Origin of the sequence: Rugamonas rivuli, assembly GCF_009380165.1 — a bacterium.
In the GTDB taxonomy this organism is placed as follows: Bacteria; Pseudomonadota; Gammaproteobacteria; order Burkholderiales; family Burkholderiaceae_D; genus Rugamonas; species Rugamonas rivuli.
This window is the reverse complement of the sequence record NZ_WHUF01000001.1, coordinates 866,919-892,325: the sequence shown is the minus strand read 5'-3', so window position 1 is coordinate 892,325 and position 25,407 is coordinate 866,919. Positions and strand designations below refer to the sequence as shown.

The following is a 25,407-nucleotide window of genomic DNA, read 5'->3' as shown; positions in this document are numbered from 1 at the left end:
AATATCCGCTCGCTTCGTACCGTTCTGCCTTTTAGCCGTTAGCTCAACCGGACTTTCTAATCTATGCAATACGTGTCTACCCGCGCCGCCGCATCGGCCGCCGCTTCGTCTTCCCAACAATTCTCCGACATCCTTCTGGGTGGCCTGGCCGTCGACGGCGGCCTGTTCCTGCCGACTGCCTATCCGCAAGTGACCGGCGCCGAGCTCGATGCCTGGCGCCAGCTGTCCTATGCCGATCTGGCATTCGAGATTCTGAAGAAGTTCGCGACCGATATTCCTGAAGCCGACCTGCGCGCGCTGACCGCCAAGACCTACACCAAGGAAGTCTACAAGAACGCCCGCAAAGGCGAAAAAGCATCTCAGATCACGCCGCTGCGCGTGCTGGAAGAGGGCGAAAACGGCACCAAGCTGGTATTGCAGGCGCTGTCCAACGGCCCGACCCTGGCCTTCAAGGACATGGCGATGCAGTTGCTCGGTAATCTGTTCGAGTACACGCTGGCCAAGCAGAACGCACAGCTGAACATCTTCGGCGCCACCTCCGGCGATACCGGCAGCGCCGCCGAATACGCAATGCGCGGCAAGCAAGGCATCCGCGTGTTCATGCTGTCGCCGCACAAGAAGATGAGCGCCTTCCAGACCGCGCAGATGTTCTCGCTGCAGGACCCGAATATCTTCAACATCGCCATCGAAGGCGTGTTCGATGATGCACAGGACATGGTCAAGGCAGTCTCCAACGACCTGCCGTTCAAGGCCAAGCAGAAGATCGGCACCGTCAATTCGATCAACTGGGCGCGCGTTGTGGCGCAGGTGGTGTACTACTTCCGTGGCTACCTGTCGGCCACCACGTCGAATGACCAGAAGGTGTCGTTCACCGTCCCGTCGGGGAACTTTGGCAATATCTGCGCCGGCCATATCGCCCGCATGATGGGCCTGCCGATCGATAAGCTGGTCGCCGCCACCAACGAAAACGACGTGCTCGATGAGTTCTTCCGCACCGGCGTGTACCGCGTGCGCAAGTCGTCCGAGACGTACCACACCAGCAGCCCGTCGATGGACATCTCCAAGGCGTCCAACTTCGAGCGCTTCATCTACGACCTGGTGGGCCGCGACGGCGACCGCACCCGCGCGCTGTTCCAGAAAGTGGAAACCCACGGCGGTTTCGACCTGTCCGGCAAACCGGGCGCCGACGGCGACGAGTTCAAACTGGTGGCGAAGTACGGCTTCAAGTCCGGCAAATCCACCCATGACGACCGCCTGAACACCATCCGCGACGTGGCCGACGACTACGGCATCGTCATCGACACCCACACCGCCGACGGCATCAAGGTCGCGCGCGAGCACCTGGAACCAGGCGTGACGATGATCGTGCTGGAAACCGCGCTGGCCGCCAAGTTCAACGAAACCATCCTCGACGCGCTGGGTGAGGACGCAGAACGTCCGGAAGGCTTCGAGAACATCGAAGACCTGCCGCAGAAGTTCGTCGTCATGCCGCCGGACGTGGAGAAGATGAAAGCCTACATCGCTGCGAATACCGGCCTGTAAAAATGAGCGAGTACAAATCCAAGCCCCTGCTGGCGGTCAGCGAAGCGCTGGCCCTGATGGCCGCCGCCGCGCGTCCGCTGACCGATGTGGAAGTGGTGCCTACGCTGACGGCCAATGGCCGCGTGCTGGCAAAGGCGCAGGTGTCGGAGATGAACGTGCCGGGCCGCGACAATACGCAGATGGACGGCTACGCGGTGCGCGCCGCCGATTGCGTCAGCGGTAACGCGGCGCTGACTGTGTCGCAGCGCATCCCGGCCGGCCATGTCGGCCAGCCTTTGCTGCCGGGGACCGCTGCGCGCATCTTCACCGGCGCGCTGATCCCCGAGGGCGCGGATGCAGTCGTGATGCAGGAACAGTGCGAACTGGTGGGCAATCTGGTGACGATACGCCATGCGCCGAAGTCCGGTGAATGGATACGCCGCGCCGGCGAGGACATCACCAACGGCAGCGTGATCCTGCCATCCGGCACGCGCCTGCGCAGCCAGGAACTGGGACTGGCTGCATCGGTCGGCCTGGCCGAATTGCCGGTCAAGCGCAAGCTGCGCGTGGCCGTGTTCTTCACCGGCGACGAGCTGACGATGCCGGGCGAGCCGCTGGCGCCTGGCGCCATCTACAACTCCAACCGCTTCACGCTGCGCGCGCTGCTGGAAAACCTGGGCTGCGAGATTACCGACTTCGGCATCGTGCCCGATTCGTTGGAGGCCACGCGCTCGGTGCTGCGCGAATGCGCGCAGGCGCATGATTTGATCATCACTTCCGGCGGCGTTTCGGTCGGCGAGGAGGATCACATCAAGCCCGCCGTCGAGGCGGAGGGCAAGCTGAATATGTGGCAGATCGCCGTCAAGCCGGGCAAGCCGCTGGCGTTCGGCGAGGTGGGCAAGGCCTTCTTTGTCGGCCTGCCGGGCAATCCGGTGTCGAGCTTTATCACCTTCCTGATGTTTGTGCGTCCGTTCCTCCTGCGCCTGCAAGGTGTGACGGAAGGGCTGGCGCCGCGCTCGTTCGCGATGCGCGCCGATTTCAACTGGCCGAAGGCGGACAAGCGCAATGAGTTCCTGCGTGCCCGCATCAATGCCGCCGGCGGCCTGGAACTGTTCACCAACCAGAGTTCCGGCGTTTTGACGTCGACGGTGTGGGGCGACGGCGTGATCGATAATCCGCCGGGCCAGACCATCGCCGCCGGCGACACGGTTCGATTTATACCGTTTAGCGAGTTAATGTACTAATGGCTGTTACTGTAAAATTTTTCGCCAGCGTGCGCGAGGCGCTGGGCGCGTCGTCCGAGACGCTGGAGCTGCCGGCTGGTGTCGGTACCGTGGGTGACTTGCGCGCCCACCTGGCCGCGCGCGGCGAGGTTTGGCAGCAGGCGCTGGGTAATCCGGCTCTGCGCATGGCCTGCAATCAGGTGATGTGCGGCGCCGATGCGGCGTTGGCCGACGGCGCCGAAGTGGCGTTCTTCCCGCCGGTCACCGGCGGCTAAAGTAGCGGCTCAAGGTTTTTTTACCTTGGCGCTGGCGTTGCGTGCGGCGGCCAAATCGTCGCACATGCCGCAGGCCTTGGCGTTGCGATAGCGTCGCCAGGCGGCATAGGTGAAAATACCGGCTGCGGCCAGCGCCCAGACGGCGGCGCTCAGATAGTCTTCGCGCGTGGTCGAGCCTTTGATCCATTCCACCGCCGCCAGTATCGCAAACAAGGGCACCGCGGCCTGTAAATAGCGTTTCATCCAGAATGTCGCGCCCATCATGTCTCCTCTAACAATGTCTCATATCGGACCGAATGCATGCAGTCTAGTTTGACACCTTTTCGCGTTGCCGTCATCGGCGGCGGCCCCGCCGGCCTGATGGCCGCTCAAACCCTGGCGCAGGGCGGGGCGCGTGTCGATGTTTATGACGCGATGCCGTCGGTCGGCCGCAAGTTCCTGTTGGCCGGGCGCGGTGGCATGAACATCACCCACGCCGAGCCGTATGCGGACTTCGTCACGCGCTACGGCAAGGGTTCGGCGCCGCTGTGCGGCATGCTGGACGCGTTCGGCCCCCAGGATGTGCGGGACTGGGTGCATGGATTGGGCGTCGATACCTTTGTCGGCACGTCCGGCCGCGTGTTCCCGACCGATATGAAGGCAGCGCCGCTGTTGCGCGCCTGGTTGCACCGGTTGCGCGAGAGCGGCGTGCAGTTCCACATGCGGCACCGCTGGCTGGGCTGGCGCGCCGATGCGCTGGTGCTGAACACACCTGACGGCGAGCTGCTGGTGCAAGCCGACGCGGTAGTACTGGCATTGGGCGGCGGCAGCTGGGCGCGACTGGGCTCCGACGGCGCCTGGGTGCCTTTGCTGGAGGCGCGCGGCGCGGGTGTGGCGCCGCTGGCGCCGGCCAACTGCGGCTTCGACGTCGCCTGGAGCGAGCATTTCAGCAGCCGTCACGCAGGCGAGCCGCTGACCACCGTCGCCATCGTCTCGACCGGCGCGGATGGCAAGTCCTTCCGCAAGCAGGGCCAGTTCGTCGTCACCCAGGGCGGCATCGAGGGCAGCTTGATCTACGCCTTGTCGGCGGCCTTGCGCGACCAGATCGCCGCCGACGGCTTCACCACGATCTATCTCGACCTGCTGCCCGACCTGACGGCGCAACGCGTAGCGGACGAAGTAGCGCGGCCGCGTGGCGCGCGTTCGATGGCCAGCCATCTGCAAAGCCGTTTGGGGATCAAGGGCGTGAAGGCCGGCCTGCTGCGCGAATGCCTGAGCAAGGAGCAGTACGCGGACGAGGGCCAGCTGGCGCAGGCGATGAAGCACCTGCCGGTGCGGCTGCTGCGCCCACGCCCGATCGACGAAGCGATCAGCAGCGCCGGCGGCGTGCGTTGGGATGCGTTGGAAGGGACGATGCTGAAATCCGCGCCGGGCGTGTTCGTGGCCGGCGAGATGGTCGACTGGGAGGCGCCGACCGGCGGCTATTTGCTGACGGCCTGTTTGGCCGGCGGCCAGGCAGCAGGACGCGATGTCCTGGCCTGGCTGGCGCGCAGCTAGATCGTTATTCCCAGGTCACGTCGCCCGAACCGGTGCGGCTGACGTTGCGGTTGTCGGGATTGCCCATCACGCGGATATCGCCGCTGCCGCGCAAGGTCAGGTCGGCCGACTGCTTGGCGAAGACCTGGCTGGTGCCTGAACCCTTCAGGTTGACCGTCACTTTTTCCGACGCCAGATGGCGCGCATCGAGGTCGCCGGAGCCGGTCAGCTCCGCGGTCAGCGACTTGCAGCTGCCGGACGAGGTGATCTGGCCGGAACCCACCAGCTCCAGTTCCACATTCTCGCTGCTGCCCGCGTTCAGGTTCAGATGGCCGCTGCCGTGTGCGCTGGCGTTCAGTTCGCGATAACGGCCGGTGAAGTTCACATTGCCGGAGCCGTGCAGCTGCAAGTCGAGTTTGTCTCCGCTGAAGCCGGAGACCTTGGTGTCGCCGCTGCTGCGCACCGCCAGTTCCTCCAGCTGCGGCAGCACCAGCTCCACCTGCAGCGGATGGCGCGGATTGAGCAGCATGCCCTTGGTGCCGATGTGCAGGTCGCGGCCATCCTGGATGGTCTCGATATTGGCCAGCGAGCGCTGTTCGCCGCGTACCTTCAGCGAGGCCACCGGCCCCTGGATCAGGATCAGGTCTATCGGGCCGTTGAGCTCAATGGCCGTGGCCATGGCGTCGATCTTGCGGGTTTCGCTGCCCAGGGCGCGGCCGGCCGCACTGGTCGGGCTGGTGCTGCCGTAGGCCTTCAACATGCTGTAGCTGATGCCGATCAGGACGAAGGACAGCAGCAGCAGGCTGGTACCGATTTTTAATAAAGCGCGCATGTTCATGACTCCTTAGCGTCCGCGAAGCAGGGACACATTCATTGCGACATACCGTCTCAGGCCGATCAGGGTGTAGCGGGTGGCGACGATGCTGATCAGGCACAGGCCGATCCCGCCCAATATCAGGCCGAAGCCGATCAGCGACTGGCTGGTGCGGGCGCCGCTGTCGAAATCCGTGGTGATGTGGAGATCGCCGGTGGCCACCGCCTCGGCGCGGTTCAGCAGGCGCCCGCTGCGGCTCAGGTTTTCGTCGCCGGAGCTGCTGTTGTCCTGGGCGTCCGGTTCCTTGTTGATCTGGACGCCCATGCTGTTGATCGCCATGCGCCAGCCTTCGGTCTCCTGTTGCTGCTCCGGCGAGTCGAAGTGGGCGTTGGTGAACTCCATCACGTGGCGCAGCGGGCCTTCCAGCGCCAGTTCGTTCTGGCCGGACAGGCCGCTCGCCACCAGGGCCACGCCGCCGATGTAGAAGCCGAAGGCCGAGATGTAGACGGCGCCCAGCAGCGAGGCGTACACCATCGCCGGGATCACCATGAAGAGGTTGAAGATCGCCAGGCCGATGAAGGAGACCATCACGCGGGCCAGGTTGACCGGGGTTTTCTTCTGTTCGAAGGCGTTCAGGTGGAGGTTGGCGCGCAACGTCATGGCCACTTTGCGCGGCTCGTCGAGTTCCTTGTAGACCTCAGCCTCGCTGCGGCCGGCCACCAGGCCGTCGATGAAGCGCTGCTCGTAGTAGGCCAGGGTCTTGGCCACCGTTTCCGGGGGCAGTCCCTGCATGGCCTGTTTGAGCGCGTCGAGGTATGCCTGCTTGTTCATGATATCAAATACCTAATGTTGCGCTGTTGTGAGCCACGGCCATCGCGCTCTCCGCCACCGGCTTGGTCTGCACGATGGCGACCGTGCTGGCCGCGACGAAGGCGACCAGGGCGAGGGTTTTCAGGCTGAGGGCGAGGTTCATGTTGATTCCAATTATTGTCTTTTGTCGATGATGCTACTGTACGCAAGCGCTCGCCCGGATGCCATCGGCATGTGACAGGCTGCATAAATAGCGGGGCAGGCGACAAAAAAGGGGGACTAGAAGGCAGCCCCCTTGAGCAGCGCGGCAGCGGCGACGCCGCTGCGGACCGCCGATTCCAGCGTGGCCGGGTAGTCGCCGGCGGTGTAGTCGCCGGCGATGGCCAGGCCGGGCAGGCCGATGTCGTTGGCCGGACGGGCCAGCCCCGGCGTGCAGGCGTAGGTGGCGCGCTTTTCGGTGATGACCTTGAACCACTGCGGGCGTCCCAGTTCCGGGCGCTGGAAGGCCACCGCCAGCTGGACCGCGACCGCTTCGGCCAGCAGATCCTGGCTTTGCTCCGCGGCGCTGCCGGAGGCGCTGATGACCACCGCCAGCAGGCCTGCCTGGCCGGCGTCCAGCTGGCCGCGGTCGAACACGAACTGGCCCCATTGGTAGTTGTCCGGATCGTCCAGCAGGGCGAAGAAGGGCAGCTCCAGCCGCGTCGCCGGATCGTATTGCAGGTAGCAGGTGGTGATGGCTTCCGGCTCGAAGGCGGTCAGCTGGCTGCAGACGGCGCTGGTGTCGCAATCCGGGATCTCGTGCAGCAGGGCCGCCGCCTGGCTGGCGCCGGTGGCCAGCACCACGCCGCTGAAATAGGTGCTCCAGTTGCCGCCCACGGCTGCGCCGCTGATGTCGAGCTGCCACAGGCGGCCTTCGATGGAGCGCAGCGCGCGCACCTTGGCGCCGGTGCGGATCGAGCCGCCGTGCGCTTCGACGAGGGCGCCCGCCGCCTCGGGCAGCAGGGCAGACAGGTCGGCGCGCGGCAGCAGCATGTCCGAGGCGCTGCGTTTGGCGCCCAGGCTGTCGCGCAGCACGTTGAGGAAGACCTGCGCGGAGGCGCGCTCCGGCGGCGTGTTCAGCGCGGCCAGGCACAGTGGGCGCCACATCAGCTGGATCAGGCGCGGGGTCTGGTCGAAGCGTTCCAGCAGCTCGGTTACGCTGCAATCGGTATGCAGGCGCCAGCCCATCCAGCGCGCGGTGGTGGAAAAGCGCGCCAGGCTGAGTTTATCGGCGCGCTCCAGGCCTTGCGCGCGCAGCAGCGCCAGCGCCAGGTGCAGCGGCGCGGGCAGGCGCGGCGCCAGGAAGTCCATGCCGCCGGTTCCGGGCGGGTAGCGCATTTGCAGCGGCAGCGACAGCAAGGCTTGCTCGCGGTCGACGCCGGCCAGCTTCATCAAGCGCAGGGTGGCGCTGTAGGCGCCCAGCAGGATGTGCTGGCCGTTGTCCAGATGCCGGTGGTCGGTCTCGATGCGGCGTGCGCGGCCGCCCAGTGTGCGCGCCGCCTCGAACAGCGTGACCTTGTAGCCGGCGCGCGCCATTTCCACGGCCGCCGCGCAACCGGCCCAGCCGCCGCCGATCACCGCGACCGAACGGGAGGTCAGACCCGGCTCGCACTTGCCGGCGCGCTTGTCCTGCACTTGCTCAGCCACGAATGTAGGTCTTCCACGCCAGCCAGAGCTTGCGGATAGGCGTCAGAGAAATGCGCTGCGTGAGCACGTGGAAGCCGTCGGCCTCCACCTCGGTCAGCAGCGTGCGGTAGATGGCGGACATCATCAGGCCCGGGCGCTGGGCGCGGCGGTCTTCCTTCGGCAGCAGCGCGAACGCTTCGTCGTAGACCTTTTGCGCGCGGGCGGCCTGGAAAGCCATCAGCTTCTCGAAGTTCTCGGTGTGGCGCGCGTTGAGCAGGTCGGCGGCGGTGACGTTGAACTGCTGCAGCTCGTTGACCGGCAGGTAGATGCGGCCCTTGCGCGCATCTTCGCCGACATCGCGGATGATGTTGGTCAGCTGGAAGGCGTGGCCCAGTTTTTCCGCGTATTGCAGCGTCTCCGGCTTGGTCGCGCCGAAGATGCTGGCCGACAGGATGCCCACCACGCTGGCCACGTGCCAGCAGTACTTGCTCAGCGCCGTGTAGTCGAGGTAGCGGGTCTGGTTCAGATCCATTTCCATGCCGTCGATGATGGCTTGCAGGTGTTGCTGTTGCAAGTTGTACGGCGCCAGGTGCGGCTGCAATGCCAGCGTTACCGGGTGGGTCTGCTGGCCTTCGTACATATTGGCGATTTCCTTGCGCCACCAGGCCAGCTTGATGCGGGCGATCGACTCGTCCGTGCACTCGTCCACGGTGTCATCGACTTCGCGGCAAAAGGCATACAGGGCGGTGATTGCGCGGCGGCGCTCCGGCGCCAGGAACAGGAAGCTGTAGTAGAAACTGGAGCCGCTCTGGGCGGTCTTTTGCTGGCAGTAGTCGTCGGGAGACATGGATAAAAAAGCAAGGATGACATCGAAGCCGCTATTCTATAGGTTAAGTGTAACAATGTGGGCCACTGTCGCCACAGCGAGCAGGATTGGAGTACAGTTCCCAGTTCCTAAATTGGCAAGATTGCTCACTCGCTAAGGAGACTGTCATGGATAACAAAGGCCGGCCGCAGGGGGCCAATACGATCACACCGAACAGCATTGTCCGCAACGTGGCGGGCGCGGTGGTGTTTTACCAGGAGGTGTTCGGCGCGGAGGAGGTCTTGCGTCTGCATACGCCCGATGGCAAAGTAGTGCACTGCGAACTGAAGATAGGCGATTCGCGCATCAACCTGGGCGAATCCATGGAGGGCTGGCCGGAGCAGCCGTTGCTGGCGCAGATTTATGTGGCGGATGCGGATGCGGTGTTCGCCCGCGCGCTGGCGGCAGGTGCTCAGCAGCTGAGCCCGGTCGGCGACATGTTCTTCGGTACCCGCGAGGGGCGGGTGATGGACCCGTTTGGCAATACCTGGACCATCGCCACGCATAAGAAAGAGGTTTCAGGCGAGGAGATGCAGCGCCTGTTGAATGAGATGTACGCATGATTAAAATTCGCGAAATTGACCATCTGGTGCTGCGCATCGTCGACCTGGAGCGCATGCTGGCCTTTTACTGCGGCGCGCTGGGCTGTACGATCGAGCGGCGGCAGGACGCCATCGGGCTGGTGCAACTGCGCGCCGGCAGCTCGTTGATCGACCTGGTGCCGGTCGACGGCAAGCTGGGGCGCATGGGTGGCGCTCCGCCCGGCGCCGAAGGCCGCAATATGGACCACTTCTGCCTGCGCGTCGAGCCTTTCGGCGAGGCGGCCATCCGCGCCCACCTGGCGGCGCACGGCGTGACGGCAGGCCAGGTGGAGTCGCGCTACGGCGCCGAGGGGGAGGGGCCGTCGATCTATCTCACCGATCCGGAAGGCAATGTGGTCGAACTGAAAGGTGCGCCAGCGCAAGCGTGATGACGGATACTCATCTTCAAGGATACAATATGTTACGTTTCCCTGGAGATGATCTGTATGAATGCTTCGTATGCCGCCGTTCTGATGCTTGTTCCCGCCTTGTGGGGATGCGGGCGCGCGCCGGCGGAAATCGATGTGCAGATGAAGTCCGCGACGTATTACGCCAAGCACCTGCAGGAAGCCACGCAGGTGGCCAACCGCTGCAACCAGCTCAACGAGCAGGAGCAGCGCCGGATGAGCGCGCGCGACTATCAGGAGTGGCAGATGTCCAACGAGTGGGTCAATTGCCAGACGGCGATCTCGGTGACGGACGCGGCCGCGCTGCGCGAGTCGGTGTTGAAGCAATCGCGCACGCCACCGGCGCCGCTGGACGCCAATGCTGCGCTAGCGCCGTAGACCGAGGGCGCGGCGGCGCCCCGGCGGGTCCGACAGCACGCGGACGATGACGCTGAACGGGATATTCCTGCGGACCAAAAATTCCGACGCAAAGGCGCGGCCCCGGCTTTGCAGCAGGTTGACGCCCAATTCCACCACCTTCGATGTTTCCATATCCGGTCGCGACGACCGGTCTATCGTTTCCATGATGCCACCTCTCCATTTTCTGCGAAGGTAGCACGGAGCGGGGTAATTGTGCAGCGGCAACGATTTAATCGTGCGCGGCTATTCTATCTCCGCCTCAGGCGGCGCTGAACACCGTTTTCATCTGTTTTTTCATGCGCACGGCGGCCCAGAAGATGCCCAGCCAGTCGCGCCGGCTCAGCTTGGGGCGATGCAGGAAGACGTCGTATTCGGCGGCCTCGATCGCATCCAGGATGCGCAGCCCGCCTTGCACCACCATGCGCAGCTCGAACCCGATGCGGCCTTTGAGCCGCAGCGCCAGCGGTGCGCCGCTCAGCATCAGCGCGCGGGCGCGGTCCACCTCGAACTTCATCATCGAACGCCAGCGCGGACGGGCGCTGGCGTGGTCCAGCGCCGCCGGCGAGATCGCGTAGCGGTTCAAATCCTCCAGCGGAATGTAGATGCGCTCCTTGTGGATGTCGATCGCCACGTCCTGCAGGAAGTTGATCAGCTGCAGCGCGGTGCAGATGGCGTCGGAGTCGCGGATATTTTCCTCGTCGGCCTGGCCGTACAGATGCAGCATCAGGAAGCCGACCGGATTGGCCGAGCGAGCGCAGTAGTCCAGCAGCGCGTCGTAGGTGGCGTAGCGGCTCACCAGCACATCCTGCTTGAACGCCGACAGCAGCTCGTACAGCGGCTTGAGCGGCAGGTCATGCGCGCGCACCACCTGGGCCAGCCGTTCGAACATCGGCTCGTGGTCGGTGGCGCCGGCCTCGATGCGGTCCAACGCGGCCTCGTAGGCGTTCAGCGCGGCCAGGCGTTGCTCGGGCGTGGCGTCGCCTTCGTCGGCCAGATCGTCGGCGCTGCGGGCGAAGGCGTAGATCGCTTCCACCGCCGGCCGCAAGCGGCCAGGCAGCAAAATTGATGCAACAGGGAAATTTTCGTAGTGATCTACCGACATAAAACAGGGCCCAAAGCAAAATTTTAAAAATTAATGACGCGAAAGTCATTTGCAAACGGATTTGCTCGGCATATAATAAATTAACGGAAAGTCATTAATTTCCGAGCCGTAATAGTAGTGCCATCTACACTCCAGAGCAAGCTAAAGGAATACACCGTGGTCGCCTTTAAAAAACAGCGTCAGATTTCCCCTCTCATACTTAGCGTGCTGGCCGCCGCCGTGCTGGCCGGCTGTTCCAAGCCCGTCGAGAAAACCGAAGACATCCGCCCGGTGCGCGCCATCGTGCTCGCCAGCAGCGACGTCGATGTCAACGCCGAGTTTTCCGGCGAAGTGCGCGCCCGCGTGGAATCGCGCCTGGGCTTCCGCGTCGGCGGCAAGATCGTCACCCGCAAGGTCGACGTCGGCACGTTGGTCAAACATGGCCAAGTGCTGATGCAGCTCGATCCGCAGGACTTGCAGCTGTCCCAGGCCCAGGCGCTGGCCGGCCTGCGCGCCGCAGAGACCAACCGCGACCTGGCCAAGGCCGAACTCAAGCGCTATCAGGAATTGCGCAGCAAGAACTTCGTCAGCCAGGCCGTGCTGGACGCCAAGGATTCGACCTACAAGGCGGCGCAAGCCAATGTCGACGCCGCGCAGGCTGCCTATCGCGGCCAGTCCAACCAGGCCGGCTACGCCAGTCTAGTGTCCGATGTTGACGGCGTGGTGACAGCGGTCGATGCCGAAGTCGGCCAGGTGGTGCAGCCGGGCACGCCGGTGGTGCGCGTGGCCCGCCAGGGCGAGAAGGAAATCGTCATCGGCCTGCCGGAAGACAAGGTCGAGACGCTGCGCCGCGTGCCGGACGTGCAGGTGCGCCTGTGGGCCGACCCAAAGAACACGGTGGCCGGCAAGATCCGCGAGATCTCGCCGGTGGCCGATCCGTCCACCCGTACTTACACCGTCAAGGTATCCATCCCCGACTCGCTGGCCGAAGCCAAGCTGGGCATGACGGCCGTGGTGCAGTTCGCCTCCAAGACCGCGACGCCGCAGATCAAGGTGCCGTTGACGGCGCTGTACTATGAGAAATCGGCCTCGTCCGTGTGGGTGGTGGACGGCGGCGTGGTCAAGCTGGTGCCGGTGACGATCTCCGGCGCGGCCGGCAACGATATTGTGCTGGGCAGCGGCGTCAAGGCCGGCCAGACGGTGGTGACGGCGGGCGTCAACCTGCTCAAGCCGGGCCAGAAGGTCAAGATCCTCGGTAACGATTTGCCGACGGCTCCGGTTGTTGCGGGGACCGCCAAATGAAGGACGGATTCAATCTCTCACGCTGGGCACTGGAGCATATCCCGCTGACGCGCTACCTGATCGCCGTGCTGCTGATAGGCGGCATGCTCAGCTACTCCAACCTGGGCCAGGATGAAGACCCGCCGTTCACCTTCCGCGCGATGGTGGTGCGGGCCAACTGGCCGGGCGCGACCTCGCTGCAAATGGCCGAGCAGGTTACGGACAAGCTGGAGAAAAAGCTCCAGGAAACGCCGGACATCGACGAGATCAGCAGCTACTCCAAGCCGGGCGAAACCACCATCATCCTGAAGCTGCGCGAATCGGCGCCGCCCAAGGAAGTGGCGCAATCCTGGTACCAGGTGCGCAAGAAGATCGGCGACATCCGCGGCACCTTGCCGCCGGGCGTGCAGGGGCCGTTCTTCAACGATGAATTCGGCGATACCTACGGCTCTATCTTCGCGCTGTCCGGCGACGGCTTCACCTACGCCGAGATGAAGGACTACGCCGACTTCGTGCGCCAGCAGCTGCTGGGCGTGCCGCTGGTGTCCAAGGTCGAGCTGTTCGGCGTGCAGGACGAGAAGATCAACATCGAGTTCTCGCACAAGAAGTTTGCGCAGCTGGGCATACCGATCGAAGCCATCGCCAACCAGATCGCCACCCAGAACACGGTGGAAGCCACCGGCGTGCTGGTGACGCCGACCGACAACCTGCAAGTGCGCGTCACCGGCGCGCTGAAGACTGTCAAGGATCTGGAAGAGCTGGAGCTGCGCGCCAACGGCACCACCTTCCGCCTGGGCGACTTCGCCACCATCAAGCGGCTGTATCAGGATCCTCCGGGTAACAAGATGCGCTTCAACGGCAAGGAAGTGATCGGCCTGGGCGTGTCGATGGAAAAGGGCGGCAACATCATCCAGCTCGGCAAGCACATGGAGAAGACCGTGGCCGCGATGAAGGCCAAGCTGCCCGTCGGTATCGAGCTGGAGCGCGTGTCCGACCAGCCTGAGGCCGTCAAGGCTTCGGTGGGCGAGTTCGTGCACACGCTGATCGAAGCGGTGCTGATCGTGCTGGCCGTCAGCTTCGTCGCGCTGGGCCTGCACAGCAAACCCAAGCTGCGGCTGGACGTGCGCCCCGGCCTGGTGGTGGCGCTGACCATCCCGCTGGTGCTGTCCGTGACCTTCCTGTGCATGCGCATGCTGGACATCGACCTGCACAAGATTTCGCTGGGCGCGCTGATCATCGCGCTGGGCCTGCTGGTGGACGACGCCATCATCGCCGTCGAAATGATGGTGCGCAAGATGGAGGAGGGCATGTCGCGCTTCGACGCCGCCACCTTCGCCTACACCTCGACCGCGATCCCGATGCTGACCGGCACGCTGATCACGGTGGCGGGCTTCCTGCCGATCGGCCTGGCCAAATCGGCGGCCGGCGAGTACACCTTCTCGCTGTTCTCGGTCAACGCGCTGGCGCTGGTGATCTCGTGGGTGGTGGCGGTGGTGTTCACGCCCTACATCGGCTACGTGCTGCTGAAGGTCAAGCCGCACGCCGAGGGCGGCAGCGAGCACGACCTGTTCGACACGCCGGGCTTCCGCAAGTTCCGCGCCGTGGTCAACTGGTGCGTCGAGTTCCGCAAGACCACCATCGTCGCCACGCTGGTGATCTTCGCGCTGGGCGTGTACGGCTTCAAGTTCATCGAGAAGCAGTTCTTCCCGGATTCCAGCCGTCCCGAACTGATGGTCGAGCTGTGGACGCCGGAAGGCACGACCTTCGCCGCCAACGAGGCACAGGTCAAGAAGTTCGAAGCCTTCATCCGCAAGCAGGAAGGCGTGGTCAGCGTGACCAGCTACGTCGGCACCGGTTCGCCGCGCTTCTACCTGCCGCTGGACCAGATCTTCCCGCAGACTAACGTGTCGCAGATCGTCGTGCTGCCGAAAGACCTGCATGCCCGCTCGGCGCTGCGCGACAAGATCGTCGACGTCTTCAAGCATGACTTCCCGGAAGTGCGCGGCCGCGTCAAGCTGCTGCCGAACGGGCCGCCGGTGCCGTATCCGGTGCAGTTCCGCGTGACGGGCGGCGAGGTGGAGAAGGTGCGCGCCATCGCCGACCAGGTCAAGGACATCATGCGCGCCAATCCGAACACGCTGGGCGTCAACGACAACTGGAATGAATCGATCAAGGTGCTGCGCCTCGACCTGGACCAGGACAAGATGCGCGCGCTGGGCGTGACCTCGCAGACCGTGATGCGGGCTGCGAACACTATCCTGTCGGGCACCACGATCGGCCAGTTCCGCGAGGACATCAAGCTGATCGACATTCAAATCCGCCAGCCTATCGAGGAGCGCAACACCATCTCGATCCTGAATGATACGAATATCCCGACCGCCAGCGGCAAGTCGGTGCCGATCAGCCAGTTGGCCCGCGCCCACTTCGTGTGGGAGCCGGGCGTGGTGTGGCGCGAAGGACGCGAATGGGCGATCACCGTGCAGTCTGACGTGGTCGACAACATCCAGGGCCCGACCGTGTCCGGCCAGGTCGATCCGAAGCTGAAGGAGCTGCGCGACAAGCTGCCGGCCGGCTACGCCATCACCGTCAAGGGTGCGGCGGCCGACAGTGGCACGGCGGAAGCGTCGATCGCGGCCAACCTGCCGCTGGCGATCTTCATCATCTTCACCTTGCTGATGCTGCAGCTGCACAGCTTCTCGCGGGCGTTGCTGGTATTCCTGACCGGCCCGCTGGGCGTGGCGGGTGCGGCGATGGCGCTGCTGGTGCTGGGCCGTCCACTGGGCTTCGTGGCCAACCTGGGCATCATCGCGCTGTTCGGCATGATCATCCGCAACTCGGTGATCCTGGTCGACCAGATCGAGCAGGACATCAAGGCCGGCCACGATCCGTGGACCGCGATCGTCGAATCGGCGGTGCGCCGCTGCCGCCCCATCATCCTGACGGCCGCCGCGGCGGCGCTGGCGATGATCCCGCTGTCGCGTTCGGTGTTCTGGGGACCGATGGCGGTGGCCATCATGGGCGGCCTGATCCTGGCGACCGCGCTGACGCTGCTGTTCCTGCCGGCTTTGTACGCCGCCTGGTTCAGGGTTAAAAAACCACAAACCCGTCCCGTCGCTTAGTCAAGGATGGAAAACAACGGCGGATTCCGTGCCCGGAATCCGCCGTTTTTCTTTGGGAATCAAACGCTTGGAGCCAGCCCTGCGGGTACTGGCGGACGCATCCTTGACACCCTGGATTTCATATCCTAAGTTGGTCTAGCCATTGCTCAGGCGGTGGCTGTCGCTAGGGTCTGCCGGCAGGTGTGCGTAGCATGTTCGAAATGTGGGTAATTGTTGCGGTATGCCATCCGGTATTGCTAATAACTATTATTCGAGAACTAAAATGAACAGCAAAAACAGGGGATCTGCACTACTTGTGGCGTTGGTTTTTGCCACGTTTTCAACCTCGACTCTGGCTGCGCTTGCAACGGGCAGCCAGAACATTTCCGGCACGCGCACCACGCCGGCTTACGGCGATGCGAACCTGAAGGACAATGCCGGCAACGCCGGTCCTTTCGGTCCCTACAGCTGGGACTACAGCTATACGCGCAGCTTCGATGGCAAAAAGCTGGAGAAGGATATCCAGATCGACTTCAGCTTCGATGCCGCGCTCAACTACACGGCCGCCCAGAAGGACGCTTATATCAAGGCGGCGAAGGCCGGGGTTTCCTCGGTGTGGGACAATAAATACGCGGTCAAGGACAACAGTACTGGCCAGGTGATTCCGATCTTCGTTGCCGTGACGACGGACGGGCCATTCAACCAGAAGGTCCAGGTGCATGCCGGCCCCGGCCGTTCCGACATGCTGAACTGGTACACCGGAGACAGTGCCAGCGTCAACGCCCATGAAGTAGGGCACATGATGGGCCTGTTCGACGAATACATCGGCGGCGCGGTCGATAAATATCCGAATCCGACGCTGTCGAACGACGGTTTGATGGGATTGGGCGCGCTCAATGCCAACCCGGTCATGTATCCGCGGTACTATCAACAGTATTACGATTACATGAAGCAGCTGAATCCGGACACGCCGTTTACGCTGGTTGCGGTGCCGGAGCCGTCGGAGGTGATGTTGTTGTGCGGCGGGCTGTTCTTCTTGATGGGAATGTATGGACGCAAACGTCAAGCGTAGGGCGGTGATCTTGGCGGCCTTGCTGGTCGCTGCATCGCTGCCTGCCTGCGCACTGGAGGAAGGGCGGACCAAAGTGGATCAGGTGGCGGCGATTATCCTGCGTGACGTGCAAGCGCTGCACGGCGGCCAAGTCGTCTACCTTGCCGCCGACGGCAGCGGCTATTGCCAGTTGGTGTCCAGGCTGCCCGAGGTCGTGGCGCTGGCCGAGAAGCGCTATCGGCTGGCGGTGCCGGCCGATGCGATGGCCCGGCTGCGCCGCCTGGCCGCCAGCCACGCGGCCGCGCCCATCCCCTCCAGCACCGCGCCCGGCTTGCCGGACGCATCCAGGCCGCGCATCTCGGTGCGCCTGGCCTCCGGCCGCAGCGTCGATGTCAGCCGCTGGCAGCACGATCACAACGCGGAATTCGACGACTTGTACCAGGCGCTGCTCGCCGTGGTGCAGGCGGCGGCGACGCAAAAACCGCTAAGCCAGGGCAAGTTCGACCCCAACTGGACGCCGGACGGCTTCCCCGCACGCTAAAACGTGACGGCGTTTTCGCGTATTTGTGAGAGGGGAAGCCTGAGTTTTCGAAGAAGTTAGTTAAAGAAGCATAGAATGTTGGCGATAGGTTAAAAATCGCCACATGGCGCCGAAAAACCCGTTAAAATACCGCGTTGAAGTTGAAAGCTCTCGCCTATGGCGGGATGGGGCGACCGTTTTCACTTACGGGTCGCCCTTTGCTTTTGTGCAAACATGCCGCGAGGATGGCGAAATTGGTAGACGCACCAGGTTTAGGTCCTGACGCCAGCAATGGTGTGGGGGTTCGAGTCCCCCTCCTCGCACCAACTGTATTACTATTTTTTTGGACGATTTTTACATGGCAACTGCAGTCGAAACCTTAGGCAAACTCGAACGTCGTATCACGATCTCCTTCCCGCTGACCGAGGTCCGCGCTGAAGTTGAGAAGCGTCTGAAAGTGCAAGCCAAATCGGCTAAGGCACCAGGCTTCCGTCCGGGTAAAGTTCCTATGAAAATGGTCGCAGCACAGTACGGTTATCAGATCGAAACCGAAGTGCTGAACGATAAAGTTGGCCGCGCCTTCAACGATGCCGCCAACGCAGCCGAACTGCGCGTAGCAGGCTACCCGCGCATCGAGCCTAAGGAAGAGTCGCCAGAAGGCGTCCTGACCTTCGACGCGACCTTCGAAATCTACCCGGAAGTCGTCGTTGGCGACTTGACCACCGTGGAAATCGAAACCGTCAAGGCTGACGTGTCGGAAACCGAAATCGACAAAACCATTGAAATCCTGCGCAAACAGCGCGTGCACTTCCACACCAAAGGCGAAGCTGGCGAGCACGGCGACGGCGGCGCAGCCATTGCAGCCAACGGCGACCGCGTGACCGTGGACTTCGTCGGTTCGATCGACGGCGTTGAATTCCCAGGCGGCAAAGCTGAAGACTACGCTTTCGTGCTGGGCGAAGGCCGCATGCTGCCAGAATTCGAAGCAGCCACCGTAGGCCTGAAGGTCGGCGAAGCCAAGACCTTCCCGCTGGCTTTCCCAGAGGACTACCATGGTAAAGACGTTGCCGGCAAAACCGCATCGTTCACCATCACCCTGAAAAAACTGGAATGGGCGCACCTGCCGGAAGTTGACGGTGAATTCGCCAAGTCGCTGGGCGTGGCCGATGGCGACGTCGCTAAAATGCGCGAAGACATCAAAGTCAACCTGGAACGCGAAGTTGCCGGTCGTGTCAAAGCCCGCAACAAGGAAGCCGTGATGGAAGCGCTGGTGAAAACCGCGACCCTGGACGTACCACAAGCCCTGATCGCCCAAGACACCGAGCGCCTGGCTGAAATGACCCGTCAAGACATGGCGCAGCGCGGCATGAACGTCAAGGACATCCCGTTCCCACCAGAACTGTTCGCAGAAAAAGCCGAGCGTCGCGTACGCCTGGGCCTGATCCTGTCGCAACTGGTCGGCGAGAACAAGCTGCAAGCCCAGCCTGAACAAGTCAAAGCGCAAGTCGAAGACTTCGCACAGAGCTACGAAGACCCACGCGAAGTGCTGAAGTACTACTACAGCGATCGTCGTCGTCTGGCTGAAGTCGAAGCCCTTGTATTGGAAGAAAACGTCGTCAACTACGTCCTGGGCCTGTCGAAAACTTCGTCCAAGGTTGTGGCCTTCGACGAACTGATGGGAAGCAACGCACAAGCGTAATCCAGCGTGGGCCGGATGATGTAAGATAATCACTCCGGCCTCTAGCTGCTTCACAAGGAAATGGAATGACTGGTATGAACCGTAATCCGGCGCTGGACACTGAAATGCTCGGCCTGGTGCCGATGGTGGTCGAACAGAGCGGCCGCGGCGAACGCTCCTATGATATTTACTCGCGCCTGCTGAAGGAACGCGTAATCTTCATGGTCGGTCCCGTCAACGACCAGATGGCGAACCTGATCGTCGCCCAGTTGCTGTTCCTGGAAAGCGAAAATCCGGACAAGGATATCTCGCTGTACATCAACTCCCCAGGCGGTTCGGTTTCGGCCGGCCTGGCGATCTTCGATACGATGCAGTTCATCAAGCCTGACGTGTCGACGCTGTGCACCGGCATGGCTGCCTCCATGGGCGCCTTCCTGCTCGCAGCCGGCGCCAAGGGCAAGCGTTTTTCGCTGCCGAACTCGCGCATCATGATCCATCAACCTTCGGGCGGCTCGCAGGGCATGGCTTCGGATATCGAAATCCAGGCCAAGGAAATCCTGTATCTGCGCCACCGTCTGAACTCGATCATGGCCGAGCGCACGGGTCAAACCGTTGAGCAGATCGCCAAAGACACGGATCGTGATCGTTTCATGTCGGCGGAAGAGGCTGTAGAGTACGGTTTGATCGACAAAATGTTGTCCAGCCGGGCTTGATGCTTCCTTCGCAGCATTGCTGAAAAAACGCCCGGGCGATTAATCGTTCGGGCGTTTCGTTTTTATTTCGGGTAGCATGTAGTCATAGGCGGACTTTTCCGGACGCTGTTTGTTCGATTCACGTGCTTCCTGGCAACAGCCAAGCCATTCTGTAACCCAAAGAAAACTGCCCCATGTCAGACAAAAAATCCTCCAGCGGCGAAAAATTACTGTACTGCTCGTTTTGCGGCAAGAGCCAGCACGAGGTAAAGAAACTCATCGCCGGCCCGTCGGTCTTCATCTGCGACGAATGCATCGACCTGTGCAACGACATCATCCGCGATGAAACCTCGGCCATCGAGTCGGTCACGGGCGCCAAGTCGGACCTGCCGACCCCGCACGAAATCAAGGACTTGCTGGACCAGTACGTCATTGGCCAGCAAACGGCCAAGCGCATCCTGTCGGTGGCGGTGTACAACCACTACAAGCGCCTCAAGCACCTGGGCAAGAAAGACGACATCGAACTGGCCAAGAGCAACATCCTGCTGGTCGGCCCTACCGGCTCCGGCAAGACCCTGCTGGCCCAGACCCTGGCGCGCATGCTGAACGTGCCGTTCGTCATCGCCGACGCCACCACGCTGACCGAAGCGGGCTACGTGGGTGAAGACGTCGAGAATATCATCCAGAAACTGTTGCAGAGCTGCAACTACGATGTGGAAAAAGCCCAGCGTGGCATCGTCTACATCGATGAGATCGACAAGATTTCGCGCAAGTCGGACAACCCATCGATCACCCGCGACGTGTCGGGCGAGGGCGTGCAGCAGGCGCTGCTGAAACTGATCGAAGGCACGATGGCGTCGGTGCCACCGCAAGGCGGCCGCAAGCATCCTAACCAGGACTTCGTGCAGATCGACACCACCAACATCATGTTCATTTGCGGCGGCGCGTTCGACGGCCTGGCCAAGGTTATCTCGAATCGTTCGGAAAAATCCGGCATTGGTTTCTCGGCCAGCGTGAAGAGCAAGAAAGAGCGCAGCGCCAGCGACGTCCTGCTGGAAGCGGAACCGGAAGATCTGATCAAGTTCGGCCTGATTCCCGAGCTGGTGGGCCGCCTGCCGGTGGTCGCCACGCTGTCGGAGCTGACCGAAGAAGCGCTGATCCAGATCCTGGTCGAGCCGAAGAACGCACTCGTCAAACAGTACGCCAAGCTGCTGGACATGGAAGGCGCCGAGCTGGAAATTCGTCCTGCCGCACTGCATGCCATCGCCAAGAAAGCGCTGGCCCGCAAGACCGGCGCGCGCGGCCTGCGTTCGATCCTGGAACACGCATTGCTCGATACGATGTACGAGCTGCCGAATGAAACCAATGTCACCAAAGTGGTCATTGATGAAAACACGATCACCAGCGGTGCGAAACCTTTGTTGATTTATCAGGACCAGGCAAAAGCGTCTGGTGAGAATTAAATAACTTGTGCACACTTGCCTCGCTCAGCAGCAAAATTCATTTCGCATCTGTCAGGCAAGGCGGTACAATTTAAATCAATAAAAGAATGCAGGCTTCATTCGGAAAGCCACACGTGACAGCATCGTTTGTCACGCGTGGCTTTTTTATTTGACGCGTTTTTTTAGAACATGATTGGCTTCGTTGAAAATACTCTTTTTTAGGAGAATTATTTCTTGCAGGTCGGTCTTGTGATTCGGCGAAACAGCGCCCACATCATAATCACGCTTTCACATAAGGTACGCCATGACAACTTCCAAATTAACTGAGCAAACTCAACTGCCGTTATTGCCGCTGCGGGACGTTGTAGTTTTCCCGCATATGGTGATACCGCTGTTCGTAGGGCGCCCAAAATCGATCAAGGCGCTGGAAGCGGCTATGGAGCAGGGCAAGAGCATCATGCTTGCCGCGCAAAAAGCTGCAGCCAAGGACGAACCTTCTGCTTCCGATATCTATGAAATCGGCTGCGTGGCCAATATTCTGCAAATGCTGAAACTGCCGGACGGCACCGTGAAGGTGCTGGTCGAGGGCGCTCAGCGCGCACGCATCAACCGCATCACCGACGCACCGACGCACTTCATCGCCGATCTGACGCCGCTCGATTCCGAGCTGGGCGACGATTCGGAGATCGAAGCCATGCGCCGCGCCATCGTTCAGCAGTTCGACCAGTACGTCAAGCTGAACAAAAAGATCCCACCTGAAATCCTCGCTTCTCTGTCGGGCATCGACGACGCCGGCCGCCTGGCCGACACCGTCGCCGCACACTTGCCGCTGAAGCTTGAGCAGAAACAGGTGATCCTGGAAATCTTCAGCGTCGCCAAGCGTCTGGAGCACCTGCTGGGCCAGCTGGAAGGCGAGCTCGACATTCTGCAAGTCGAGAAGCGCATCCGTGGCCGCGTCAAGCGCCAGATGGAAAAGTCGCAGCGCGAGTACTACCTGAACGAACAAGTCAAAGCCATCCAGAAGGAACTGGGCGAGGGCGAGGACGGCGCCGACCTGGACGAGCTGGAGAAGAAGGTCGCGCTGGCCAAGATGCCGAAAGAGGCATTGGACAAGGCCACCGCCGAGCTGAAAAAACTCAAGCTGATGTCGCCGATGTCGGCCGAAGCCACCGTCGTGCGTAACTACATCGACACGCTGGTGAGCCTGCCATGGAAGAAAAAATCCAAGGTCAACAACGACCTGTCGAACGCCGAGAAAGTGCTGGAAGGCGATCACTACGGCCTGGATAAGGTCAAAGAGCGCATCCTGGAATACCTCGCGGTGCAACAACGCGTCGACAAGCTGAAAGCGCCTATCCTGTGCTTCGTCGGTCCTCCTGGCGTGGGTAAGACCTCGCTGGGCCAGTCCATCGCCCGCGCCACGAACCGCAAGTTCGTGCGCATGGCGCTGGGCGGCGTGCGCGACGAAGCCGAGATCCGCGGCCACCGCCGTACCTACATCGGCTCGATGCCGGGCAAGGTGCTGCAGTCGCTGGCCAAGGTTGGCGTGCGCAATCCGCTGTTCCTGCTGGACGAGATCGACAAGATGGGCGCGGACTTCCGCGGCGATCCATCGTCGGCCCTGCTGGAGGTGCTGGATCCCGAGCAGAACCATACGTTCTCGGACCACTACATCGAAGTCGATTTCGACCTGTCCGATGTGATGTTTGTGGCGACGTCGAACTCGTACAACATCCCGCCGGCGCTGCTGGACCGCATGGAAGTGATCCGCCTGTCCGGCTACACGGAAGACGAGAAGACCAGCATCGCCCAGCGCTACCTGCTGCCTAAACAGATCAAGAACAACGGTCTGAAGGAAGACGAGATTTCGGTGGCCGAGTCGGCGTTGCGCGACATCATCCGCTACTACACCCGCGAAGCCGGCGTGCGTTCGCTGGAACGCGAAGTGTCGAAGATCTGCCGCAAGGTAGTGAAGATGCTGCTGCTGAAGAAGTCGGACAAGAAAGTGGCCGTCACCAACAAGAACCTCGACAAGTTCCTGGGCGTGCGCCGCTACGACTTCGGCGTGGCCGAGAAAGACAACCAGATCGGCCAGGTGGTCGGCCTGGCATGGACCGAAGTGGGCGGCGATCTGCTGACCATCGAAGCCGTGCAGATGCCGGGCAAGGGCGGAGTGATCCGCACCGGCACCCTGGGCGACGTGATGAAGGAATCGATCGAGGCAGCCCGCACCGTGGTGCGCAGCCGCGCCAATCGTCTCGGCATCAAGAACGAAGTGTTCGAGAAGAGCGACATCCACATCCACGTGCCGGAAGGCGCAACGCCGAAAGACGGTCCTTCGGCCGGCGCGGCGATGACGGTGGCGATGGTGTCGGTGTTCACGGGCATTCCGGTCCGCGCTGATGTGGCGATGACGGGCGAAATCACGCTGCGCGGCGAAGTGCTGCCGATCGGCGGCCTGAAAGAGAAACTGCTGGCGGCCCAGCGCGGTGGCATCAAGACCGTGCTGATCCCTGAGCAGAACGTCAAGGACCTGGCCGATATTCCGGACAACGTCAAAAACAAACTGGAAATCGTGCCAGTGCGTTGGATCGACAAAGTACTGGAAATCGCTCTGGAACGCATGCCGGAAGCGCTGACGGAAACCGCTCCGGTGGAAGCCGTAGCCGCCGCAGCCGCCAAGGCCGACGGCCAAACGGAAGTGGTAAAACATTAATTTTTACTAGCGATTAGTAGAGTTGATGCTCAAACAGGCGCTTTTATGGCGCCTGTTTGTTATTTCACCCCGATTTTCTATGGTGCAGCGCTTGACACAGGGGCGGGCTGGCTTGTTTAATACGGCCTGAGATTTTTCTCGGCCTGGATACGGTATTCAACTACCGTTATCTACGAGCTAAAACGATATAACCTTTGTGACGGGGAATTGCTTTGAATAAGACTGAATTGATCGACCATATTGCTACCACCGCTGATATCTCGAAAGCGGCTGCTGCACGCGCACTCGACGCGGTGATCGACGGCGTTACCACCACCCTGCAAAAGAACGACAGCGTCACCCTGGTCGGCTTTGGCACCTTCTCCGTGAGCGAACGCGCTGCCCGTACCGGCCGCAATCCGCGCACCAAAGAAGAGATCATCATCGACGCAGCTAAAGTTCCTAAATTTAAAGCTGGTAAAGCTTTGAAAGATGCTGTAAACTAACGGACTTCAGTGAGCAGCAAGCAGTAAAGCTGCTCTCTAAAGGCAAAACGGGCGGTTAGCTCAGTTGGTAGAGCGGAGCCCTTACAAGGCTTAGGTCGGGAGTTCGAGCCTCTCACCGCCCACCAGTTTTGCAAGTAGTAAAGGTAGTACCCAGTGTTTTGTTGGAGCGGTAGTTCAGTTGGTTAGAATACCGGCCTGTCACGCCGGGGGTCGCGGGTTCGAGTCCCGTCCGCTCCGCCAACAAAATACAATATTGAGTTTGACCAAGGAGCGGTAGTTCAGTTGGTTAGAATACCGGCCTGTCACGCCGGGGGTCGCGGGTTCGAGTCCCGTCCGCTCCGCCAAGAACAAGATACCCCGCAGCTAATATTAGCTGCGGGGTTTTTCTTTTTCCGCCCCATATTAATTCCAGCCCCATCCTGCAAATAGCGCGGCTCGCGAATATATCTCCTTTAGAAACAAATATTTACCAATCGTATCGTGCGCCTGGAGCGAATTCATCAATAGTAGAATGCGCGCCGCTGTACTGAATCTATATTCATTAAATTATTTGTTTTATAACTTATTGAGAGGGCACATAATGTTTTTGAAAAAAGTTGGCATGGCCGTAGCCTTGCTGTGCGCGTCGGCGGCGCAGGCATCGACGATTTTTTCCGACAATTTCGACGGCGATGCGCTGGGCTTGAATGTCGTCAGTTTCAACGGTGGCTGGTCGGTGAGCGACGGCGCTGTGGACGTCATCGGAGCGCCGAATTATTTCGACCTGCAGCCTGGTAACGGCCACTACATCGATCTGGATGGTTCCAGCTTCAAGGCAGGCGTCTTCGCCAACTCCGTGGCCGTCGCCAGTGGCGTCACTTACACGCTGAGCTTTGATTTGGCTGGCAATAACCGCAATGCCGGCAACGATACCGTGGTGGTCAATTTTGGCAGCAACAGCCAGACGTTCACCCGCCAGGCCGGGGACAGCTTCCAGACGTTCACACTGAACTACACGGCGACCGCCAGCGGCAACGTTGCCTTCAGCTTTGCGGACCAGGGCAACGACAGGCAGGGCGCGCTGCTCGATCGCGTGACGGTGACGGCCGTGCCTGAGCCGGAAACCTATGGCATGCTGCTGGGCGGCCTGGCGGTGCTGGGTGCGGTGACGCGCCGTCGCCGGCAGGCTTGATACCACGGCCGGGAATATCCAGCGCCCGCTTCGGTGGGCGTTTTGTTGCAGGCCGTACGGTGTGACCGTTTTGCCAAGGATTTACTCTTGCTATAGAGGGGTGTGCACTGTAAAATC

Annotated in this window: 25 protein-coding genes and 4 tRNA genes; 21 read left to right on the top strand and 8 right to left on the bottom strand. The window is 61.7% G+C overall.

Annotated features, from left to right (window positions below; genetic code table 11):
- Positions 1-63 precede the first annotated feature (63 nt).
- Genes thrC through moaD form a run of 3 tightly spaced genes read left to right on the top strand, consistent with a single transcriptional unit; the run spans position 64 to position 3,019 of the window.
- A complete protein-coding gene (thrC, locus tag GEV01_RS03795; protein WP_152801802.1) occupies positions 64-1,542 on the top strand; it encodes a threonine synthase in 1,479 nt (492 codons plus the stop codon).
- Positions 1,543-1,544: 2 nt separating this feature from the next.
- Positions 1,545-2,765, top strand: a complete 1,221-nt coding sequence (locus GEV01_RS03790; RefSeq protein ID WP_152801800.1) for a molybdopterin molybdotransferase MoeA — start codon at positions 1,545-1,547, stop codon at positions 2,763-2,765.
- Complete coding sequence (moaD, locus tag GEV01_RS03785) at positions 2,765-3,019, top strand: molybdopterin converting factor subunit 1 (protein ID WP_152801798.1); 255 nt, start codon at positions 2,765-2,767, stop codon at positions 3,017-3,019. The genes GEV01_RS03790 and moaD overlap by 1 nt, the downstream gene beginning before the upstream one ends.
- Before the next feature lie 9 nt (positions 3,020-3,028).
- Here the strand turns inward: moaD and GEV01_RS03780 are convergent, their stop codons facing one another.
- Positions 3,029-3,280 carry a hypothetical protein gene (locus GEV01_RS03780; RefSeq protein WP_152801796.1) on the bottom strand — a complete coding sequence of 84 codons (252 nt, stop codon included), beginning with the start codon at positions 3,278-3,280 and terminating at the stop codon, positions 3,029-3,031.
- Between the two features lie 39 nt (positions 3,281-3,319).
- Here GEV01_RS03780 and GEV01_RS03775 point away from each other — a divergent pair, with 39 nt between their 5' ends.
- Complete coding sequence (locus tag GEV01_RS03775) at positions 3,320-4,555, top strand: TIGR03862 family flavoprotein (protein WP_152801795.1); 1,236 nt, start codon at positions 3,320-3,322, stop codon at positions 4,553-4,555.
- A 4-nt stretch (positions 4,556-4,559) separates the two neighbouring features.
- Here the strand turns inward: GEV01_RS03775 and GEV01_RS03770 are convergent, their stop codons facing one another.
- The 5 genes from GEV01_RS03770 to hpnD all read right to left on the bottom strand — a co-directional run bounded on the left by GEV01_RS03770 (position 4,560) and on the right by hpnD (position 8,670).
- The gene (locus tag GEV01_RS03770; RefSeq protein ID WP_152801794.1) at positions 4,560-5,366 is read right to left on the bottom strand and encodes a head GIN domain-containing protein; all 807 of its coding nucleotides are present in this window, start codon (positions 5,364-5,366) and stop codon (positions 4,560-4,562) included.
- Positions 5,367-5,378: 12 nt separating this feature from the next.
- The gene (locus tag GEV01_RS03765; RefSeq protein WP_152801793.1) at positions 5,379-6,179 is read right to left on the bottom strand and encodes a DUF1700 domain-containing protein; all 801 of its coding nucleotides are present in this window, start codon (positions 6,177-6,179) and stop codon (positions 5,379-5,381) included.
- A gap of 4 nt (positions 6,180-6,183) precedes the next feature.
- Positions 6,184-6,321, bottom strand: coding sequence for a hypothetical protein (locus GEV01_RS30695; RefSeq protein ID WP_008448316.1), 138 nt, complete (start codon positions 6,319-6,321; stop codon positions 6,184-6,186).
- 116 nt (positions 6,322-6,437) lie between these two features.
- Positions 6,438-7,844, bottom strand: a complete 1,407-nt coding sequence (gene hpnE / locus GEV01_RS03760; protein ID WP_328595428.1) for a hydroxysqualene dehydroxylase HpnE — start codon at positions 7,842-7,844, stop codon at positions 6,438-6,440.
- Positions 7,837-8,670, bottom strand: a complete 834-nt coding sequence (gene hpnD, locus GEV01_RS03755) for a presqualene diphosphate synthase HpnD (protein ID WP_152801792.1) — start codon at positions 8,668-8,670, stop codon at positions 7,837-7,839. Before hpnD ends, hpnE begins: the two co-directional genes overlap by 8 nt.
- A 146-nt stretch (positions 8,671-8,816) precedes the next feature.
- On the opposite strand from hpnD, the gene GEV01_RS03750 reads away from it, so the two are divergent.
- The 3 genes from GEV01_RS03750 to GEV01_RS03740 are packed head-to-tail and all read left to right on the top strand — an operon-like array spanning position 8,817 to position 10,054.
- Entirely contained in the window at positions 8,817-9,251 is a 435-nt protein-coding gene (locus tag GEV01_RS03750) for a VOC family protein (RefSeq protein WP_152801791.1), read from the top strand.
- On the top strand, positions 9,248-9,658 hold the full coding sequence (locus tag GEV01_RS03745) for a VOC family protein (RefSeq protein ID WP_152801790.1): 411 nt from the start codon (positions 9,248-9,250) through the stop codon (positions 9,656-9,658). Before GEV01_RS03750 ends, GEV01_RS03745 begins: the two co-directional genes overlap by 4 nt.
- Positions 9,659-9,715: 57 nt before the next feature.
- Complete coding sequence (locus GEV01_RS03740; RefSeq protein WP_152801789.1) at positions 9,716-10,054, top strand: hypothetical protein; 339 nt, start codon at positions 9,716-9,718, stop codon at positions 10,052-10,054.
- Here the strand turns inward: GEV01_RS03740 and GEV01_RS03735 are convergent.
- Together GEV01_RS03735 and hpnC are read right to left on the bottom strand one after the other, a co-directional pair.
- Positions 10,043-10,207, bottom strand: a complete 165-nt coding sequence (locus GEV01_RS03735) for a hypothetical protein (protein ID WP_192819897.1) — start codon at positions 10,205-10,207, stop codon at positions 10,043-10,045. The genes GEV01_RS03740 and GEV01_RS03735 overlap by 12 nt on opposite strands.
- Before the next feature lie 127 nt (positions 10,208-10,334).
- Positions 10,335-11,177, bottom strand: a complete 843-nt coding sequence (gene hpnC / locus GEV01_RS03730) for a squalene synthase HpnC (protein WP_152801787.1) — start codon at positions 11,175-11,177, stop codon at positions 10,335-10,337.
- Between the two features lie 156 nt (positions 11,178-11,333).
- Here hpnC and GEV01_RS03725 point away from each other — a divergent pair, with 156 nt between their 5' ends.
- From GEV01_RS03725 to GEV01_RS03660, 14 genes are all read left to right on the top strand, one after another.
- Positions 11,334-12,458 (top strand): efflux RND transporter periplasmic adaptor subunit, encoded by a 1,125-nt coding sequence (locus tag GEV01_RS03725; RefSeq protein WP_328595427.1) that lies wholly within the window; start codon positions 11,334-11,336, stop codon positions 12,456-12,458.
- A complete protein-coding gene (locus GEV01_RS03720) occupies positions 12,455-15,556 on the top strand; it encodes an efflux RND transporter permease subunit (protein WP_152801784.1) in 3,102 nt (1,033 codons plus the stop codon). The genes GEV01_RS03725 and GEV01_RS03720 overlap by 4 nt, the downstream gene beginning before the upstream one ends.
- 262 nt (positions 15,557-15,818) lie before the next feature.
- Positions 15,819-16,607, top strand: a complete 789-nt coding sequence (locus tag GEV01_RS03715) for a PEP-CTERM sorting domain-containing protein (RefSeq protein ID WP_175022904.1) — start codon at positions 15,819-15,821, stop codon at positions 16,605-16,607.
- Positions 16,585-17,127 carry a hypothetical protein gene (locus GEV01_RS03710; RefSeq protein ID WP_152801780.1) on the top strand — a complete coding sequence of 181 codons (543 nt, stop codon included), beginning with the start codon at positions 16,585-16,587 and terminating at the stop codon, positions 17,125-17,127. Before GEV01_RS03715 ends, GEV01_RS03710 begins: the two co-directional genes overlap by 23 nt.
- A gap of 218 nt (positions 17,128-17,345) precedes the next feature.
- Positions 17,346-17,432, top strand: a tRNA-Leu gene (locus GEV01_RS03705).
- A 32-nt stretch (positions 17,433-17,464) separates the two neighbouring features.
- Positions 17,465-18,805: a trigger factor gene (gene tig / locus GEV01_RS03700; RefSeq protein ID WP_008448335.1), complete on the top strand. Its 1,341-nt coding sequence runs from the start codon at positions 17,465-17,467 to the stop codon at positions 18,803-18,805.
- Between the two features lie 74 nt (positions 18,806-18,879).
- The gene (clpP, locus tag GEV01_RS03695; RefSeq protein WP_408014816.1) at positions 18,880-19,497 is read left to right on the top strand and encodes an ATP-dependent Clp endopeptidase proteolytic subunit ClpP; all 618 of its coding nucleotides are present in this window, start codon (positions 18,880-18,882) and stop codon (positions 19,495-19,497) included.
- Between the two features lie 173 nt (positions 19,498-19,670).
- On the top strand, positions 19,671-20,939 hold the full coding sequence (gene clpX, locus GEV01_RS03690) for an ATP-dependent Clp protease ATP-binding subunit ClpX (RefSeq protein ID WP_008448338.1): 1,269 nt from the start codon (positions 19,671-19,673) through the stop codon (positions 20,937-20,939).
- Positions 20,940-21,222: 283 nt separating this feature from the next.
- On the top strand, positions 21,223-23,634 hold the full coding sequence (lon, locus tag GEV01_RS03685; protein ID WP_070357400.1) for an endopeptidase La: 2,412 nt from the start codon (positions 21,223-21,225) through the stop codon (positions 23,632-23,634).
- Positions 23,635-23,846: 212 nt separating this feature from the next.
- On the top strand, positions 23,847-24,119 hold the full coding sequence (locus GEV01_RS03680) for an HU family DNA-binding protein (RefSeq protein ID WP_008448340.1): 273 nt from the start codon (positions 23,847-23,849) through the stop codon (positions 24,117-24,119).
- 49 nt (positions 24,120-24,168) lie between these two features.
- A tRNA-Val gene (locus GEV01_RS03675) sits at positions 24,169-24,244 on the top strand.
- Positions 24,245-24,282: 38 nt separating this feature from the next.
- Positions 24,283-24,359, top strand: a tRNA-Asp gene (locus tag GEV01_RS03670).
- Between the two features lie 27 nt (positions 24,360-24,386).
- Positions 24,387-24,463, top strand: a tRNA-Asp gene (locus tag GEV01_RS03665).
- A 257-nt stretch (positions 24,464-24,720) separates the two neighbouring features.
- A complete protein-coding gene (locus tag GEV01_RS03660) occupies positions 24,721-25,290 on the top strand; it encodes a PEP-CTERM sorting domain-containing protein (RefSeq protein ID WP_152801776.1) in 570 nt (189 codons plus the stop codon).
- Positions 25,291-25,407: the final 117 nt, after the last annotated feature.

Coding starts and splice junctions, on each gene's coding strand:
- thrC (WP_152801802.1), top strand. CDS start 64: ATGCAATACGTGTCTACCCGCGCCGCCGCATCGGCCGCCGCTTCGTCT.
- GEV01_RS03790 (WP_152801800.1), top strand. CDS start 1,545: ATGAGCGAGTACAAATCCAAGCCCCTGCTGGCGGTCAGCGAAGCGCTG.
- moaD (WP_152801798.1), top strand. CDS start 2,765: ATGGCTGTTACTGTAAAATTTTTCGCCAGCGTGCGCGAGGCGCTGGGC.
- GEV01_RS03780 (WP_152801796.1), bottom strand. CDS start 3,280: ATGGGCGCGACATTCTGGATGAAACGCTATTTACAGGCCGCGGTGCCC.
- GEV01_RS03775 (WP_152801795.1), top strand. CDS start 3,320: ATGCAGTCTAGTTTGACACCTTTTCGCGTTGCCGTCATCGGCGGCGGC.
- GEV01_RS03770 (WP_152801794.1), bottom strand. CDS start 5,366: ATGCGCGCTTTATTAAAAATCGGTACCAGCCTGCTGCTGCTGTCCTTC.
- GEV01_RS03765 (WP_152801793.1), bottom strand. CDS start 6,179: ATGAACAAGCAGGCATACCTCGACGCGCTCAAACAGGCCATGCAGGGA.
- GEV01_RS30695 (WP_008448316.1), bottom strand. CDS start 6,321: ATGAACCTCGCCCTCAGCCTGAAAACCCTCGCCCTGGTCGCCTTCGTC.
- hpnD (WP_152801792.1), bottom strand. CDS start 8,670: ATGTCTCCCGACGACTACTGCCAGCAAAAGACCGCCCAGAGCGGCTCC.
- GEV01_RS03750 (WP_152801791.1), top strand. CDS start 8,817: ATGGATAACAAAGGCCGGCCGCAGGGGGCCAATACGATCACACCGAAC.
- GEV01_RS03745 (WP_152801790.1), top strand. CDS start 9,248: ATGATTAAAATTCGCGAAATTGACCATCTGGTGCTGCGCATCGTCGAC.
- GEV01_RS03740 (WP_152801789.1), top strand. CDS start 9,716: ATGAATGCTTCGTATGCCGCCGTTCTGATGCTTGTTCCCGCCTTGTGG.
- GEV01_RS03735 (WP_192819897.1), bottom strand. CDS start 10,207: ATGGAAACATCGAAGGTGGTGGAATTGGGCGTCAACCTGCTGCAAAGC.
- hpnC (WP_152801787.1), bottom strand. CDS start 11,177: ATGTCGGTAGATCACTACGAAAATTTCCCTGTTGCATCAATTTTGCTG.
- GEV01_RS03720 (WP_152801784.1), top strand. CDS start 12,455: ATGAAGGACGGATTCAATCTCTCACGCTGGGCACTGGAGCATATCCCG.
- GEV01_RS03715 (WP_175022904.1), top strand. CDS start 15,819: ATGAACAGCAAAAACAGGGGATCTGCACTACTTGTGGCGTTGGTTTTT.
- GEV01_RS03710 (WP_152801780.1), top strand. CDS start 16,585: ATGGACGCAAACGTCAAGCGTAGGGCGGTGATCTTGGCGGCCTTGCTG.
- tig (WP_008448335.1), top strand. CDS start 17,465: ATGGCAACTGCAGTCGAAACCTTAGGCAAACTCGAACGTCGTATCACG.
- clpP (WP_408014816.1), top strand. CDS start 18,880: ATGAACCGTAATCCGGCGCTGGACACTGAAATGCTCGGCCTGGTGCCG.
- clpX (WP_008448338.1), top strand. CDS start 19,671: ATGTCAGACAAAAAATCCTCCAGCGGCGAAAAATTACTGTACTGCTCG.
- lon (WP_070357400.1), top strand. CDS start 21,223: ATGACAACTTCCAAATTAACTGAGCAAACTCAACTGCCGTTATTGCCG.
- GEV01_RS03660 (WP_152801776.1), top strand. CDS start 24,721: ATGGCCGTAGCCTTGCTGTGCGCGTCGGCGGCGCAGGCATCGACGATT.